The organism is Pseudorhodoplanes sp., assembly GCA_032027085.1.
In the GTDB taxonomy this organism is placed as follows: Bacteria; Pseudomonadota; Alphaproteobacteria; order Rhizobiales; family Xanthobacteraceae; genus Pseudorhodoplanes.
On record JAVSMS010000001.1, the window covers coordinates 4,890,344 to 4,905,836 of the forward strand.

The 15,493-nt window shown below is 61.5% G+C and carries 17 protein-coding genes; 8 read left to right on the forward strand and 9 right to left on the reverse strand.

Annotated elements, in window-relative coordinates; all coding sequences use genetic code 11:
• Positions 1–18: 18 nt before the first annotated feature.
• The 3 genes from nhaD (at position 19) to RO009_24035 (ending at position 3,159) form a co-directional block, all read left to right on the forward strand.
• Positions 19–1,410, forward strand: coding sequence for a sodium:proton antiporter NhaD (nhaD, locus tag RO009_24025; protein ID MDT3688099.1), 1,392 nt, complete (start codon positions 19–21; stop codon positions 1,408–1,410).
• A 246-nt stretch (positions 1,411–1,656) separates the two neighbouring features.
• Positions 1,657–2,607, forward strand: coding sequence for a YiiG family protein (locus RO009_24030; GenBank protein ID MDT3688100.1), 951 nt, complete (start codon positions 1,657–1,659; stop codon positions 2,605–2,607).
• Positions 2,608–2,688: 81 nt separating this feature from the next.
• On the forward strand, positions 2,689–3,159 hold the full coding sequence (locus tag RO009_24035; GenBank protein MDT3688101.1) for a hypothetical protein: 471 nt from the start codon (positions 2,689–2,691) through the stop codon (positions 3,157–3,159).
• Between the two features lie 588 nt (positions 3,160–3,747).
• Here the strand turns inward: RO009_24035 and RO009_24040 are convergent.
• Positions 3,748–4,098 carry a hypothetical protein gene (locus RO009_24040; GenBank protein ID MDT3688102.1) on the reverse strand — a complete coding sequence of 117 codons (351 nt, stop codon included), beginning with the start codon at positions 4,096–4,098 and terminating at the stop codon, positions 3,748–3,750.
• A 246-nt stretch (positions 4,099–4,344) separates the two neighbouring features.
• Here RO009_24040 and RO009_24045 point away from each other — a divergent pair, with 246 nt between their 5' ends.
• Together RO009_24045 and RO009_24050 are read left to right on the forward strand one after the other, a co-directional pair.
• Positions 4,345–4,689 (forward strand): hypothetical protein, encoded by a 345-nt coding sequence (locus RO009_24045; protein ID MDT3688103.1) that lies wholly within the window; start codon positions 4,345–4,347, stop codon positions 4,687–4,689.
• Between the two features lie 55 nt (positions 4,690–4,744).
• The gene (locus RO009_24050) at positions 4,745–5,374 is read left to right on the forward strand and encodes a hypothetical protein (protein MDT3688104.1); all 630 of its coding nucleotides are present in this window, start codon (positions 4,745–4,747) and stop codon (positions 5,372–5,374) included.
• A 77-nt stretch (positions 5,375–5,451) separates the two neighbouring features.
• On the opposite strand, the gene RO009_24055 is transcribed toward RO009_24050, so the two are convergent.
• Entirely contained in the window at positions 5,452–5,904 is a 453-nt protein-coding gene (locus RO009_24055; protein MDT3688105.1) for a hypothetical protein, read from the reverse strand.
• A 144-nt stretch (positions 5,905–6,048) separates the two neighbouring features.
• Positions 6,049–6,396 (reverse strand): hypothetical protein, encoded by a 348-nt coding sequence (locus RO009_24060; protein ID MDT3688106.1) that lies wholly within the window; start codon positions 6,394–6,396, stop codon positions 6,049–6,051.
• A gap of 614 nt (positions 6,397–7,010) precedes the next feature.
• Here RO009_24060 and RO009_24065 point away from each other — a divergent pair.
• Complete coding sequence (locus RO009_24065) at positions 7,011–7,307, forward strand: hypothetical protein (GenBank protein ID MDT3688107.1); 297 nt, start codon at positions 7,011–7,013, stop codon at positions 7,305–7,307.
• 177 nt (positions 7,308–7,484) lie between these two features.
• Positions 7,485–7,781 (forward strand): hypothetical protein, encoded by a 297-nt coding sequence (locus tag RO009_24070; protein MDT3688108.1) that lies wholly within the window; start codon positions 7,485–7,487, stop codon positions 7,779–7,781.
• A gap of 70 nt (positions 7,782–7,851) precedes the next feature.
• Here RO009_24070 and RO009_24075 read toward each other — a convergent pair whose 3' ends face one another.
• From RO009_24075 to RO009_24095, 5 genes are all read right to left on the reverse strand, one after another.
• Complete coding sequence (locus RO009_24075; protein MDT3688109.1) at positions 7,852–9,054, reverse strand: lytic murein transglycosylase; 1,203 nt, start codon at positions 9,052–9,054, stop codon at positions 7,852–7,854.
• A gap of 65 nt (positions 9,055–9,119) precedes the next feature.
• The gene (locus RO009_24080) at positions 9,120–9,701 is read right to left on the reverse strand and encodes a TIGR00645 family protein (protein MDT3688110.1); all 582 of its coding nucleotides are present in this window, start codon (positions 9,699–9,701) and stop codon (positions 9,120–9,122) included.
• Between the two features lie 6 nt (positions 9,702–9,707).
• On the reverse strand, positions 9,708–10,445 hold the full coding sequence (locus RO009_24085; GenBank protein ID MDT3688111.1) for a hypothetical protein: 738 nt from the start codon (positions 10,443–10,445) through the stop codon (positions 9,708–9,710).
• 57 nt (positions 10,446–10,502) lie between these two features.
• Complete coding sequence (gene ettA / locus RO009_24090) at positions 10,503–12,158, reverse strand: energy-dependent translational throttle protein EttA (protein MDT3688112.1); 1,656 nt, start codon at positions 12,156–12,158, stop codon at positions 10,503–10,505.
• 727 nt (positions 12,159–12,885) lie between these two features.
• Positions 12,886–13,788: a leucyl/phenylalanyl-tRNA--protein transferase gene (locus tag RO009_24095; protein MDT3688113.1), complete on the reverse strand. Its 903-nt coding sequence runs from the start codon at positions 13,786–13,788 to the stop codon at positions 12,886–12,888.
• A gap of 360 nt (positions 13,789–14,148) precedes the next feature.
• On the opposite strand from RO009_24095, the gene RO009_24100 reads away from it, so the two are divergent.
• A complete protein-coding gene (locus RO009_24100) occupies positions 14,149–14,427 on the forward strand; it encodes a hypothetical protein (GenBank protein MDT3688114.1) in 279 nt (92 codons plus the stop codon).
• Positions 14,428–14,555: 128 nt separating this feature from the next.
• On the opposite strand, the gene RO009_24105 is transcribed toward RO009_24100, so the two are convergent.
• Positions 14,556–15,398, reverse strand: a complete 843-nt coding sequence (locus tag RO009_24105) for a FecR domain-containing protein (GenBank protein MDT3688115.1) — start codon at positions 15,396–15,398, stop codon at positions 14,556–14,558.
• Positions 15,399–15,493 lie beyond the last annotated feature (95 nt).

Below are 15,493 nucleotides of genomic sequence, written 5' to 3' on the forward strand. Positions count from 1 at the left end.
ACATGAGGGGCGGCCAGCATGACGCGTAGTATCGGACGATGGCGGTTCGCGCCGGCTTTGGCGATGGTCGTCGGCCTCGCCTCGTCTGCCGAGGCGGCAACCGCATCGGCGCCACTTGATCTGACGCGGCATCCGGTCGGCTATCTGTCGCTCCTGATCTTCTTCGTGGCCTACGGCTTTGTCGTCATCGAAAAGGCCATTCAGCTGCACAAATCAAAGCCGGTGATGCTGGCGGCCGGCCTGATCTGGGCGCTGCTCGGCCTCGCCTATGCCATGCATGGCGAGAGCGCCGCGCTGGAAACCGCCGCCAAGCACGTTCTTCTCGATTACGGCGAGCTGATGCTGTTCCTGGTGGTGGCGATCACTTATGTGAACACCATGCAGGAGCGGCGCGTGTTCGACGCGCTGCGCACGCGGCTGGTGACGATCGGCCTCTCCTACCGCCAGCTGTTCTGGATGGTGGGCGGCCTCGCCTTCCTGTTCGGGCCGATCATCGACAACCTCACCACAGCTTTGGTGCTGGGCACGGTGGTGGTGGCGGTCGGGGTGGGCCATTACCACTTCATCGTGCTCGGCTGCATCATCGTCGTCGTCGCGGCCAACGCCGGTGGCGTCTTCTCCCCGTTTGGCGACATCACCTCCCTGATGGTGTGGCAGAAGGGCAAGCTGCAATTCCTGGAATTCTTCTATCTGTTTCTTCCCTCGCTGGTGAATTTTCTCGTACCGGCAGTCTTCATGCATTTCAGCGTTCCGAAAGGCACGCCGCCATCGTCGGGCGAGATCAGGCGTTTGAAACCCGGCGGCGCCGTGGTGATCTGGCTATTTGCGGCCACGCTCGCGACGGCCGTCTCGTTCAAGAGCTTTTTCAATCTGCCACCCGCGCTCGGCATGATGCTGGGCCTCGGATATCTGCAGATGTACAGCTACCTTCTCCAGGTCACTGCGCGTCGCATCGACAACAGCGATATGGCGCTGGATTCCTTGAAAGAGATGCGGCGCGTGGAATGGGACACGCTGCTGTTTTTCTTTGGCATCATCTTCGCGGTCGCCGGACTGGGCGTCATCGGCTATCTCGCGCAATTGTCGAACTATCTTTACATCGATCTCGGACCCACCTTCGCCAATATCGCTATCGGCATTCTCGGTGCGGCCTTCGATAATATTCCGCTGATGTTCGCCGTGCTCACGATGAACCCCGACATGTCGAGCGGCCAATGGATGCTCATTACATTGAGCACCGGTGTCGGCGGCAGTCTTGTGTCCATCGGCTCGGCGGCGGGCGTGGTGCTGATGGGCTTGGTGCGCAACCACTATACCTTCATGAACCACCTCCGCTGGGCCTGGGCCATTGCGCTTGGATACGTCGCCAGCGTCTTGACCCATCTGTGGGTCAATGCCGACCTGATGTAGCTCCTCATTTTGACCCTGCGGCTGCAACATCTCGATACCAGCGGCGAAAGGCGCGCAAAAGCTTCCCACCCGCCGCGCGGCTTAGATCGGGGATCAAGGTCTAAATGGAGGGGCCAAGAAGCTTTGATTTGCGAACGCCATCCGGCATGTCATCGTGGAACATCGTGGCGCGATGAACCCAATCCTTTGATGCACGACTAATGACGGGCGCGCTGGCACTGCGCCGCATGAATTAAGGGGGCTGCTATGGATTCTGTTCGTAGATTGCTGTTCGCCGGAGGCGCTTGCCTTCTCGTTCAACTTCTCACCGTCCCGGCCACCGCGCAGGTACAGGCGCCGCCCTCACCCACGCAGTCGCTCACCGAAAAGATGAACGCCTATGTCGGCTGCATCAACCGATTGTCCGAGCGCTCCTATTCCGCCCGCGCACGCTATTTCAGCTGGGCTGCGAAGAGCGGGCCGACCGGCAAAGAGCGGATCATCTACGGGACCTATACCATCTATGACACGTCTGGCTGCCGCAAGAATGTCGAAAGGGCCAACTCCCTGGAGCCGCGCGATCAGACGCTCGAAGCCGCAGCTTCCGCCTATGCGGACGCGGTAGGCAAGCTTGAGCCGCTTCTCAAAGACGCGGACGACTATTACTCGCAGGAGAACTACAAGGATGACAAAATGGCCAAGGGAAAGGCCATGCATCCGCGCCTCGTTGCCGCCTGGGATGCGTTTGCCGAAGCTGACAAGACACTGCGCGACAAAATAGAAGCCGTCAACGACCGGCGTGCGGCAGAAAGGCTCGCCGAGATCGAGCAGAAGGAGGGGCGCAAGACGCGTTATCACGTCGAGGCAATGATGATCCATGCCAAGCGCGTGCTGCGCGCGCAGAACACGGAGAAGCCTGATCTTGCGGCGCTCACGCAGGCCTTGAACGAGTATGAAAACACTATCAAGGCAACCGAACACCTCGCCGCGTCCGGCGGCGACGCCAAGATAGGTTCAATGTTCATCGGCCACGCCAAAGCCTATCTCACGACATCCAAGAAATTGATGCGCCGTGTGCGCGACAAGATGCCGTATAGTTCCGGCGACCGGATGATGCTCAGCGCCGGCAGCGGCTGGATGGTCGAGGGATCCCCCCAACGCCTGCTGCGCGACTACAATCAGCTTATTGACAGCTACAATCGCGGGTACGGGATTTAGGTCGATTGAGCGTTCCCCGACCTTGCACTCGTGGCGTGACAGGTTACGCTTCTTCATCAGCGAGCTCTGACACGCCTCCCGATGGCCGATCTCACCCTTGCCCGCGCGCTGCACGTTCTGTCAGTCGTGCACTGGATCGGCGGGGTTGCCTTCGTCACGATGGTGCTGCTGCCGGCGGTACGGCACCTCGCTGCGTCGCGTGAGCGCGTGGCTCTGTTCGAGAAGATCGAGCGCCGCTTCGCCGTACAGGCACGCATCTCGACACTCACTGCCGGCCTGTCCGGCATCTGGATGACCGCGCGGCTCGACGCTTGGTCGCGCTTCGCTGACCACCGCTTCTGGTGGATGCATGCCATGCTCGGCCTCTGGGCGATCTTCACCCTGATGCTGTTCGTGCTGGAGCCCCTGGTGCTGCACCGCTGGTTCATGGCGCGGGCGCAGAGCGATCCCGAGGCAATCTTCACGCTCATCCAGAGGCTGCACATCGCTTTGTTGAGCGCAAGCGCCTTCACCGTTGCCGCCGCCGTGCTCGGCGCGCATGGTTGGCTATGAGCGGAGTCACCTGCCGGCGGTCCTACGCCCCGGACGCCGAGACAAATCATGATGCAGACGACAACGCCGCCGGATGCTCAACTCCGCAACTGGCATGACACCGTCGTCATTCTCATTCTCGGCTCCGCCAATCTTCTCGCTGACGGTTCTTCCATGGGCGTGACAACGTGTTGTCGCGCCGCTCGATACCGGAGCGGAGGCGCTGCCAACCTGGCGGCACGCGGCGCCACACGGCATCGCGACCTTTGCCGGTTTCGTTGTCGCCGGTATCGTGCCGCTGGTTTCCTATCTTGTGCGCTGGGTCGTGACCATCCGCTTTGCGGCGGCGACAATACTGGCTCTGGCGGCATTGTTCGCGGTCGGCGCCGGCCGAGCGCGCTTCACCGCACGCGGCCGGCTGGTTTCGGGGCTGGAAATGCTCGTGCTGGGCGCGCTCGCAGCCGCGGTGGCATACGGCGTCGGCGCAATGGGCGCATTCATCATCGGCAACACGCAGGCTGAAAGAGCATGCGTTTTCAGCCGGAATCGCCGGCCGCGGCGAAGATTGCCCCTAAATCGTGTGCGCCATCGGTTCGAAAGTCCGACCAGCTATTTGGTCAGACCCAGCCAGCGACCCGCCGTCCGCATCGGCACAAACAGGCAGCGCGTATTCGCGCCCTGATGCCTGATCCAGTGCTTGTCGCCCTGATCGTAATCGCAAGCGCAACGATAGAACTTGCCGTCGGGCGACCAATCGGTGCGCTTGCGAATCTGGCCGGTGGCGACGATCTGCCATTCATCGTTCGGCAGCGGCCGCACTTCGCGCTCCGATATTTCCCAGCAGCAATCGTTGGTCACGCAACAGGTCGCCGGGATCCACGACAGCAGCCATGGATTCGAGTGGTATTCCTGCGCCACCGCCATGCCGGCGATCGCGAGCGCAATGGCCGACGCTGACACGACGGCAGCTCTCACTCGCGGCCAGCGCAACCGCAAGAGAGGAAACCACGCCCTGAAACGCGCAGTTGGGTAGGCGGGTGTTTTGCCCCGTATTCCGCCGGAGTTGGAGAGCCGATGTGACATGACTTTTCTTTTCTTGGTCGTGCACCTCCGCCACTTCTCTGGACAACCAAGCACCGCGTCAACTTGCCGCAGAGGTTGATTGTTCCATGTTGGCAGGGATGCATTTTTGAAGGAGGTCGTACGATGAGCGCGCACGCCAGCGTCAAACCGAAAATTGCCCGCGTCTGGCGCGGACAGGTCCCCGAGGCCAAGGCAGATGACTATGCCCGGTATCTTTACGAGCAGGGCATCCGCCCGCTTGAAGAGAAGGCGCTGGCGGTTCAGCTCTTGCGCGAGGACCGCTCCGGAGAGAGCGAGTTCATCACAATCTCCTATTGGGAAAGCGTGGAAGCGATGTCGCGCTTTGCCGGACCGGATCCCCAGCGCATCCACCACCTACCGCGCGATGCGGAATTTCTTATCGAATTGCCAGAGAGCGTACAGGTGCTGCAGATCGCGGCCTCGAAGGGCCTTTTCGATACGATTTAATCATTGCAGTATACACGCATAAGTTGCAGAATGTCCGCGGAAGCAGGAGGGCATCTTGCAGGCGCCTGGCGGCCCTGTTCGGATCTTGCGCGGGGCCTCGTACTCGGCGGCCTTCACGCTGCTGTCCCTGTGTCTCGGCGCCTGCGCCCAGGACCTGGTCCGCACCGAGCCCGAGCCACAAGAACCCGACACCGGTCAGTGGAAATTCGAGCGGCGCCACGATCCTGTAGGCGGCTCGGAGGTGACCACCGCCTGGCTCTCAATCAGCCGATTTCACATCCTCTCCGGGAATTTTTACGAGGGCGAAGTGCAGCTTATGTGCTTCCGGACCCGGCCGGTGATCCGTCTTCGCTTCAATACGCGAATTGGCTCCGACCGCACCGCCGCCCTTGCCTACCGCTTTGACGAGAAGCCCGGCCGCTTCCCCAAAGCCAAGTTCTTCGCGCGCGAAAAGCTGATCATCATCGACGACAAAAAGGAAGTCTCGGAGTTCGTCGATCAACTGCAATCCGCGCAGAATCTGCTGCTGCGTGTCACCAGACTGAGAGCTGGCACCTTCACCGCGAAATTTCCGGTGCATGGCGCGTCACATGCGATCGAGGTGGCGTTTGCCGAATGCCCGGTCACGGAGAAGTCGAAGCTCCGCACCAGCGAAATCTTCGGGCCCAGGTCTTCGGCTAGCTGACCAGAAGCTTGATGATGCGCGCCGCGCAAACGGAGCCAGCAGCATTGCCGTCAACACCGCTGCCATTGCAGCCAGGATCAGCATGTCTCGTGCTCACCGCGCTCGGCTTGCCGTCCCTTCCTGAACTTCAACAGTTCGCGCACGACATTCACCGCTTCGCGCGGCGTCAGCAGCCGGCCTTCCTCACCATCAAGGACGCAGCCCTCGGTCGCGCGCGCATAGGCGGCGCCCGCCATATAGGCGCAGATGCATTCGTCGATGTATCCGCCGAAACGGAGAGCCAGAACATGCCGCCACCGGCGGCTGAACTCGATGTCGGCAAAACCATCCATGATCTCGCCGGCGTCATAATGATCGCACTCGCAACCGGAGCCCCGGCCTTCGAGCTGCATCGGCAAAAAGCCGCTCAGTGCGGCAAACGGCCTCTTGTCCGAAATGCGCAGGGCGAAGCTCTCGGCATCGACGGCCCCTTGCCACTCGGCAATGGAGCCCAGCCGGCGATCTGAAAAGACGAAAATTTCCATCGACATGGCACCCCTCCCCTTTCGTGTCCCTCGACGCATTAGAACAAAAAGGGAACAATAAATCAATCATAAGTTGTATTATCCAATGGCACAATGTGCCTGCCGAGTCGATCCAGATGGCAGCGAAGGCGGGGTCCTGCCAAATATAACTCAGCCCCTGATCTTGGGTGACGTCTGTCGCGTGGCGTTCAGTTCGCGCCCTGTTGGGGATGCCGCCAGCGAACTGTTGAGTGCTGGACTCTCAGCGAAATGGCCGGGCATGGAGCACATTCTTATTTCAGCTACAATGCGGGGAGTGATGACAAAGCCCCGCATCGAAGGTGCGCGGTGAGCCAGAATATCGGCTGATCGATGAACGCCCACCTTCTTGGTGATCGATTCCGTAAATCGAACATCGCAAGGCCCGACCTCGTCGACCGTCCACTCAATCCCACGACGCAGTTGACGATCCACTTGCACAGGAATCTCGCGATTGGCGACGTCATCATCGATCAGCATTGTCGTGTCGTGGAATTGGTCGACGGCGACCTATTTCTCTGAGCTTGCATTCATTCCAACTGCGGAGACGCGATCGAATAATAGCGGCTCAGCGCCTCGAAATTCAGTTCATGACCAATTACACGTGAGCAGAATGGCGGAGATTGAATGCGCTGTCCTCGTCTCATAATGACACAAGGTTCGCTTCTGTTCGCGCCGAACGAATCGCGTCCGCGAATCTGAGCGCGCATCACATCTTAAGAGAGTCTTGCGTGATATCGCGCCGCTGATGCCTGCAGATATTTCGACCGGGCATGAGTGAGCGAAGCGGACGAGGATGCGGCCAAAGGCGTCAATGAGTCCTGAAAGGATGTGAGTTCACCATCACGCGGACGAGATATCGCTGGAGCTCAGCGCGGCAAGACTGGAGCTCTCCGCGCGACTTGAGGCCCGATCATCAGGATCGCCGGCATCGTGCCGCAATCATGCCATCCCAGGCCAAGCAACCCTTTGCAAACCATCACGAAAACGTCACCGCTCGGCCGGCCGGGACGTTCAGACATTGTTCACACGCAAAGCGGGAACCTGTCGGCAAGGAAACCGTTGTATTGCGCTAAACTCGCGTGAGGAACGCCATGACCAAAACCATGACTGCCGTCGCAGCCGCCGCGCTTGTTGCTGTTGCGGCGATCGCCTCTCCGACCGAAGCCGAGGCCCGCCGTGGCTGGTGGGTCCCCGGCGCCGTGATCGGCGGACTGGCGGCCGGCGCCATTATTGCTGGTGCAGCCGGTGCCTACGGGCCCTACGGCTATTACGGACCAGGACCATATTATAGCTATGGTCCGGGTTATGGCCCGGGCTGCTACATCCAGCGCCAGCGCGTCTGGAACGGGTACGGCTGGGTCGTCCGGCGCGTCCGCGTCTGCTACTGACGCCTGTCCCCCTGTTGATAACGGGGCGCCGAAGGGCGTCCCGGCCATCAACGCTTTGTCCATCAATTTTACGCCAGAATTGCCGCCCAAGAGTTCCGCCGGGAGCGGGTTGACGCTATAGACCCAGAGGGACGAGGCGCCCGGCGATTCCGCCGGCGCCGCTTCAGGAGAACACTGATGAAGAAGGTTTTCATTGCACTCGTTGCCGCCGTGACCCTGACGGGTTCGGTGATTGCGTTGTCGAGTGAGGCCGAGGCCAGCAAGAGCGGCCGCGCCCTGACATATGGCATCCTCGGCGGCGTCGCTGCGGGTGCACTGATTGCCGGTGCCGCCAGTGCCGCGCCGCCCCCGCCGCCCGCCTATTACGCGCCGGCGCCGACCTATTACTACGACGAGCCGGTCTGCCGCATCCGCAGGGAACGTTTCTGGGACGGTTATGCGTGGCGCACCCGCCGCGTCGAGGTCTGCCATTAATTTACGTAGCACAGCCTGATTTGAAGAAACCCGGCGAGCATCCGCTCCGCCGGGTTTTCTCTTGGTCTGTTCAGCGTGCATGTGGTCGCCTCTGCATGTGCTCGAGCACCGAGACATGCGGCCAGCAATCCACCTTCAGGCCGCTGGCCTTCTGGTAGGCGCCGAGCGCCGCCCGCGTCAGCATGCCGGCCTTGCCGTCGATCTTGTCCTTGTACAGACCACGCGCGGTCATGATGCGCTGCATCTCCTCGACCTGCGCCGTCTTCATCTGTTCGGACTTGCCCCAGGGCTGGACGAAGCCTCTGCCACCGGCGATGCGGTCCGACAGATTGCCGACGAACAACACGTAGAGATCAGAGAAATTGTAGTCCTTGATGACGAAGTAATTCTTCGTCGTCAGGAAGGACGGCCCGAGACTGCCTTCCGGCTGCAAGACGGAAGCAGTCTCAGCAACTTCCGCATTGCTCAGCTTCTGCCCCGAGACCGGCGCGAACCCGCCCTTGATCCAGACATGAATGGGATGCTGCACCTCCGGCACGGCCAGCATACAATCGAAACGCGGCGGCGCCTTCACCTCATAAGCCCAGCGCAAACCGCGCTGCCAGCCCTTGTTCATTAATTGCTTCGCGGCGGAGGCGAGCGCGTCGGGCACAGATTTGAAAATATCGGCACGGCCGTCGCCGTCGAAATCAACGGCGTGCTTGTAGAATTCGGTCGGCAGGAATTGCGTCATTCCCATCGCGCCGCCCCATGAGCTTTTCATGTCGGCGCGTTTGACCAGACCGTCCTGCAACATTTTCAACGCGGCGATGAATTCAGCGCGGAACATGTCCTTACGACGACCGGTATAGGCCTGCGTCGCCAGCACGCGGATTGCATCGTGTGAAAGTCTTGCGTTGCCGAATGCCGTCTCGCGGCCCCAGATTGCCAGCACGACAGCCGGTGGAACGCCGAATTGCTGCTCGATCTTGGCCAGCGTGGCGCGATGTTCGTTGAGCAATTTGCGGCCTTGATCGGCGAGACGGGCGAGCGAGGCTTCTTTCAGATAGTCGGCCGGCGTCTGCACGAATTCGGCCTGATCGGGTTGCCGTTCCGGCCGCCCGGGCAAGACGAGATCCGGCAATGAAAGGTCCGGCTCAAGCCCGCGCGTGACCTCGTCGAAGACTTTGCGTGCGACACCGAGCTTTTGCGCTTCCGGCCACAGCCCGTGTAGCCATTGCTGGAAAGCCACGTTTCCGGTCTGCGCAACCGCGGCACCGAAGAAAATCGGGATTGCAAAAATCGTGGCAGCGACGATCCGGCTTGCCTGAGAAGCGATCCGGATCACGCCGCGCCCCATCAATGCTGGTGCCCGTTGGACGCGCGCGCTGCAGGGGGATTGCTGATGCGGTCCACAACCGAAATGCCGATCGCCGAGAGGATGAACACCACATGGATGATGGTCTGCCACATCACGCCTTCGGCGGTGAAATTCGCACGCGAGGTTCCGAGATTGCCGGCCTCGATGAAGGTGCGCAGCAGATGGATCGAGGAGATGCCGATGATCGCCATGGCGAGCTTGATCTTGAGCACGCTGGCATTGACGTGGCTGAGCCATTCCGGCTGGTCGGGATGGCCTTGCAGGCCGAGCCGCGACACGAAGGTCTCGTAGCCGCCGACGATGACCATCACCAGAAGGTTCGAGATCATCACCACATCGATCAGGCCGAGTACGACCAGCATGATCTGCTGTTCGGAGAGATCGGCGGTGTGCTGGACGAGATGCCACAGCTCCTTGAGGAACAGGAAGACATAGACGCCCTGGGCGACGATAAGGCCGACATAGAGCGGCAATTGCAGCCAGCGCGAACCGAAGATCAGCTGCGGCAGCGGGCGCAGGGTGCGATCCGCGATAATGGGCGTTTCAGGCGTCATCGACATGGGTTCTTACCAGTTTGAAAAATCCGAGTTCTGCTGTTGGGAGATGGCGCGGGTATAGCGGGCGAGAAGGCGCCGCTCAGCTTCATCCTGTGACAATTGAGAGCCAAGCAATCGCTCGACCGACCAGCCTTCATGCTTGATCATATAGGCAACAAGAAGCCGATAACGCGCGTAAAGGCCCGAACGACGAGGATCAAGATCGGGTTCCTCGGCCAGGAACGCTTTGGTCAGTGCATCGATATCGGCCTCGCGCCCGAAGCCAACATAATCGGCCAGCCCTTCGCGGATCCATACCGGCAAACGCCAGTTGGCGAGCATGCCGATTTTTTCTCCAATCAACGAATGGCCGATCTCATGCGCGCCGAAATAAGCAAGCGTGCGCGGCAACGGCACCGGGCCGGCATCGCGCAGCACGCGATTTCCGTCAATGTCCGATTGCCGGATAAAGACATTGCGCAGCGGATAGTAATTCACGCCGCCTGCGCCATAATTCCACAGAAACACGAGCCGCCGCCATTCGGTATTGGCGACGAAGATGCGATGCGCGTTCTCGCCAAGCGCGAGCGGCGACGCCTCGATGCGGCCGGCAATATCAGCCAGCACACGCCGCCCCTGTCGCTCGTCAAACGGCTGATCCGACCAAAGCTGCAATTGTCCGTATTCAACGTGATAGGCGAACAGAGGCTGCGGAAAGGCCAGCACGCCGACCGCAACCGCGGCAAGCATAACGGCCGAAACAGCCATCCTCGGCATCGTCCGTCGCAAATATCGCAGAACCCGCATGAGCCGCTCTTTCAACACTCATCGTGTCAATTTTTTGTACTTGATGCGGTGGGGAATGGTGGAATCCGTGCCCAGGCGCCGCATCTTGTCGGCCTCGTAGTCCTGGAAATTGCCCTCAAACCATTCGACATGGCTGTCGCCCTCGAAGGCGAGCATGTGGGTGGCGATGCGGTCGAGGAACCAGCGGTCGTGGCTGATGATCACCGCGCAGCCGGCGAAATCCTCCAGCGCCTCTTCCAGCGCGCGCAGGGTGTCGACGTCGAGATCATTGGTCGGCTCGTCGAGCAGCAGCACGTTGGCGCCGGATTTAAGCATCTTGGCAAGATGCACGCGGTTGCGTTCGCCGCCGGAAAGTGAGCCCACTTTCTTCTGCTGGTCCGCGCCCTTGAAGTTGAAGGCCGAACAATAAGCGCGGCTGTTCACTTCGCGCTTGCCGAGCTGCAGCACATCGGCGCCGCCGGAGATTTCCTCCCACACGCTCTTGCTGCCGTCGAGCGCGTCGCGCGACTGGTCGACATAGCCGAGCCGCACCGATTCGCCGATCTTGATCGTGCCCTTGTCCGGCTTTTCCTGGCCGGTGATCATGCGGAACAGAGTCGTCTTGCCGGCGCCGTTCGGGCCGATCACGCCGACAATGCCACCGGCCGGCAGCTTGAAGGTGAGGTTGTCGATCAGGAGCTGATCGCCAAAGCCCTTGGTGAGGCCGTCAAAGTCGATGACATTCTGGCCGAGCCGTTCGGCCACGGGAATGACGATCTGTGCGGTCTGCGTCTGCTTCTCGCCGGCCTTGGCAAGCAATTCCTCGTAGCGCTGATAGCGCGCCTTGGATTTTGCCTGACGCGCCTTGGGCGAGGCCGCGATCCATTCCTGCTCGCGCGCCAGCGTGCGCTGATGCGCCGCTTCCTCGCGCCCTTCCTGCTCCAGACGCTTCTGCTTCTGCACCAGCCAGGACGAGTAATTGCCCTCGTAGGGAATGCCGCGGCCGCGATCGAGCTCGAGAATCCAGCCGGTGACGTTGTCGAGGAAGTAGCGGTCGTGGGTGACGATCAGGATCGCGCCCGGATAATTGCGCAGATGGCCTTCCAGCCACGCCACCGACTCGGCGTCGAGATGGTTGGTCGGCTCGTCGAGCAGCAGCAGTTCGGGCTGATCGAGCAAAAGCTTGCACAGCGCCACACGGCGGCGCTCGCCGCCCGAAAGCTTCGCGACATCGGCGTCGTCGGCCGGGCAGCGCAAGGCATCCATCGCCTGATCGACCTTGGAATCAAGATCCCACAGCCCCTTGGCCTCGATCTCGTCCTGCAATCTGGTCATCTCGTCGGCGGTCTCGTCGGAATAGTTCATCGCAAGCTCGTTATAGCGATCCAGAATCGCCTTCTGCTTGCCGACGCCTTCCATGACATTTTCGCGCACGGTCTTTTTCGGATCGAGCTGCGGCTCCTGCTCGAGATACCCGACGCGGGCGCCCTCGGCGACCCAGGCCTCGCCTGAATAGTCCTTGTCGATACCGGCCATGATGCGCAGGAGCGTGGATTTGCCGGCGCCGTTCACGCCGAGCACGCCGATTTTCGCGTCCGGGTAGAATTGCAGATGGATGTTCTCGAGCACCTTGCGGTTGCCCGGATAGGTCTTGGTCAGACCCTGCATGAAATAGACGAACTGGCGACCGTTCATTCCTGGTTCCTGTTGGAGGCAACACGGCATCCCCGCGCCCGGGGCGCTCGGCGACGCAATGTCTGGGAAAAACAGCGCTGATGTAGCCACGCGGGGCTGAAAGGGCAAGCTTCACTCCTGGTCATTCCGGGGCGCGCTGTCAGGCGCGAACCCGGAAATCCAGAGGCGGACGCTGAGTTTGCATCTGGATTCCACGTCCAGCGCTTTGCCCTCCCGGAATGACGACGTGACTCATCGCCCGTATTGTTTGAGGCGCCGGGTTCGCCTTCATTCCGAAGGACCGTTCCTTCCTTGCCCCATTTACAAGGGCGCGCGGAACGCCGGGCTCTCAGCCTGCCCGCGGCCTCGTGCAGCAAGCCGTTGTTGGCCACACGAGATTTCTAGTCACCACGGAAAGCCGGAAACGACGGCGTTCCGCGCGCGGTGTGTGAGGCTTGCTCCGCGACAACCCCGGAGGACAGACACCGTGGACCGGCATGGCCGGGCGGCTGGTCTTGGTATCCTCCGCTGGTGACCCACGGCCGGTGGGCCGGATCGCCGCGGCTTGGGCCTCCGCGACGGGCGTGCGTCTCACGCCCCTTCGCGGCCACCGCACCCTGCCCCGCATCTCATGACGCTGATCAGACGCCCCTTGCGTGGAGCAGGATGGCAGGAGGATAGTCCTAGATAGGAATGAAGTCAAGACGGCGGGTCGAGGTTTTTCGACACCGGCGCGGAAGAGACCCCGCTATTCCGCCGCTTGCATATGCCCGGCCGAACCTGGCTGCCAGGCGGCGACGGTCGGAAGATCCGCTTCCACGCGCCATGGACCCGTACGGCCCGGCTGACTGACGATGCCGGGGAGACGGGCAAGATAGTCCCCCCGCGGGATCACACGGAAACCCATCTCGAGCACATGACGCGCCGGGCCTTTGTTGTCGTTCAGCGCGAATCCCCAATGGGCAAGGTGCCAGTTGAGAACAGAAAAGCCGATCTTGGAGGCGTTGTCCTCGCGCGCGAATTGCGACTCGACGATGAAGATGCCGCCGATCGCCACGCCATAACCGCCGCCGACCAGTTCGCTGTCCCTGTTCCAGACTTCAAAGGAATGCGCAAAGCCGCCGTCATGTAACGCTGCATAGGCGTGCATCAGCTTTGGCGTGATCCAGGTCACCGGCCATTTGCCGGGGCGCGGCTCGGCGCAGGCGGTGATGACGGCTTCAAAGTCGCGGTCGAAGGTGACCGTATGACGCGCCTGGCGCAACCGCGAACGCAGGCGCTTGGACATATGAAACTCGTCGAAGAAAAGCACGCAGCGTTCCGGCGGGGACCACCACTTGACCGGCCCCGCATGCGATGCCGGATGCAGCCCGTGCGAATGCGCTTCCAGCAACGTACTCACAGACAAATCACGGGCGGTGCCGCACAAGCCGTCATGCGATTTTGGCGCGCTGAGCGGATCGGGAAGGCCTGCCCCGCCCAGCAAATCGCGGAGCATGAAGCGGGCGGTCAACGCCACGCTGCCGGCGCGCTTCGGCTGGATCGCACGCAGCGAACCGAACACGGCGCGCTGCAGGCGCTGGCCTGTCGATTCCCGGAACAGCGCTGCGCGGCGGGATGCTTTATCGTTTGCGGAATCGGCCTGGGTCATGCCGCGAAACAACCAGACGGCGGCTAACGACCGGTTATTTCAATCCATGCGTGTCAAAGGGTCGCAGTGCCGCCGCGCATGAATTCCGCAAACGCGGCTCGCATCGCGTTTCGCAGCGCTCCCGAGGACCGCGAACGCGACATTTTAAATTAACTACGCGCGACTTTGGTCGCCGGGCATTCACCGCGTTCCCTAACGAAACCTTAAAATCGTGCGACGCACTATCGCCCCCGCAAGTTTTGAAAAATTGGTTTCGATACACAACGGGATCGCGTGGATACCGCAGTCACCATAAAGCCAACGGCAATCGTCGCAGGAGCGGTCCTGCCTCGCCCGGATTCTGCGCCGGTGCGCCAGGCTGTGGCGACCGAACTCGCGGCTCCCAAAGCCGTGACCGCAGCTGTCGATTCCGCGCGTCCACAATCCACGACGCTGCAACAGCAACCGATGCTGACGCGAGAAGTCTTCATCGACGCGCAAACGCGCGAAGTGATCTTCCGTGTCATCGACGAACGCTCGCGCCGTGTCGTCCGCCAGGTGCCGGACCAGGCACTGCTGCGCATGCGCGCCTATAACCAGGCGCTCGTCAGCGGCGAGACTCCGACCGAAGCACGCCAGATCGCAGACCAGATCGGCTGAAACAACCTTATAATTCGGATACGCATCCAGTGTCATGCCCCCGCGCAGCGGGGCATCGAGTAATGTCGGAATGCATTGTGTTTACTGAATCGCCCGCTTTCGCGGGCGATGACAGCGGGTGTGTTTGCCTACGGCAATCTTGGCAGACCCGGGATGGACGGCAGGCCCGGGATCGACGGGATCTGCGGCGCGCCCGGCAGGTTGCGCGGATCGAGGTTGCGCAGGTTGAGCCGCTGATTGATGAGCTGGCGGCCGATGCCCTGCAGCGAGAAGACCTGGCGCACCAGGTTGCGGTCGCGCAGCAACTGCTCCGGCGAAATATTCAGCGGCACGGCAACCAGCCGCTGCGCGGCCAATTGAATCGCAAGACCGGTCGCCGCGCGCGTCAATTCGCCAAGCCGCGTACCGTCACGTCCGAAAATTTCGATACGTCCAACCGCGCCATTCGCATCCGGATAGAGCTTGACGTTGGTGGGCTGGCCGGCCGGAACCTCAACGACGCCGGTCGTGCCGCGGATGGCCAGCGTCGCGGTGGGCGTCGTGATGCGCATGTTGCCAGTTTTCGCGACCTGTGCCGCAACGAAGCCGACCGTGCCGCGGGTCACGTTGATCACCGCATTGCCCTTCGCTCCTTTGCGATAGACGAACTCGTCGACCACGATGTTGGCATTGGCTGTCAGGCTGAACGTGGTTTCGTCGTCGAAGGTGACGCCGAGCGCGCCGCCGGCGCCGGTCTGCAGGCGGTCGCCCTTCTTGATCTCATCGCCTTTCCTGAGCGCCGATGAATTGCCGCCGCGCGCCACGGTCGCTGGCTGTGTGACATTGGCGACGCTGCCGATCGCGTCCTTCGAGGGCTGCGGCTTTGACGGCTGCGCCTGCTGCGGCCGCGGCTGCTGCGCCTGCACGGGCGACAGGCCGGCGAACATAACGCTGCACAACATGAGCGTGGCAAGGGTCTTGAACCCGGCCATGGCCGATCCTCGATAGTGACGTTGACGGGGAAGCAGACAGGATGCGGCAGCTAGCTAGCGGAAGGCAGGCGCCCCGGCAAGTGGCCCGACTGACC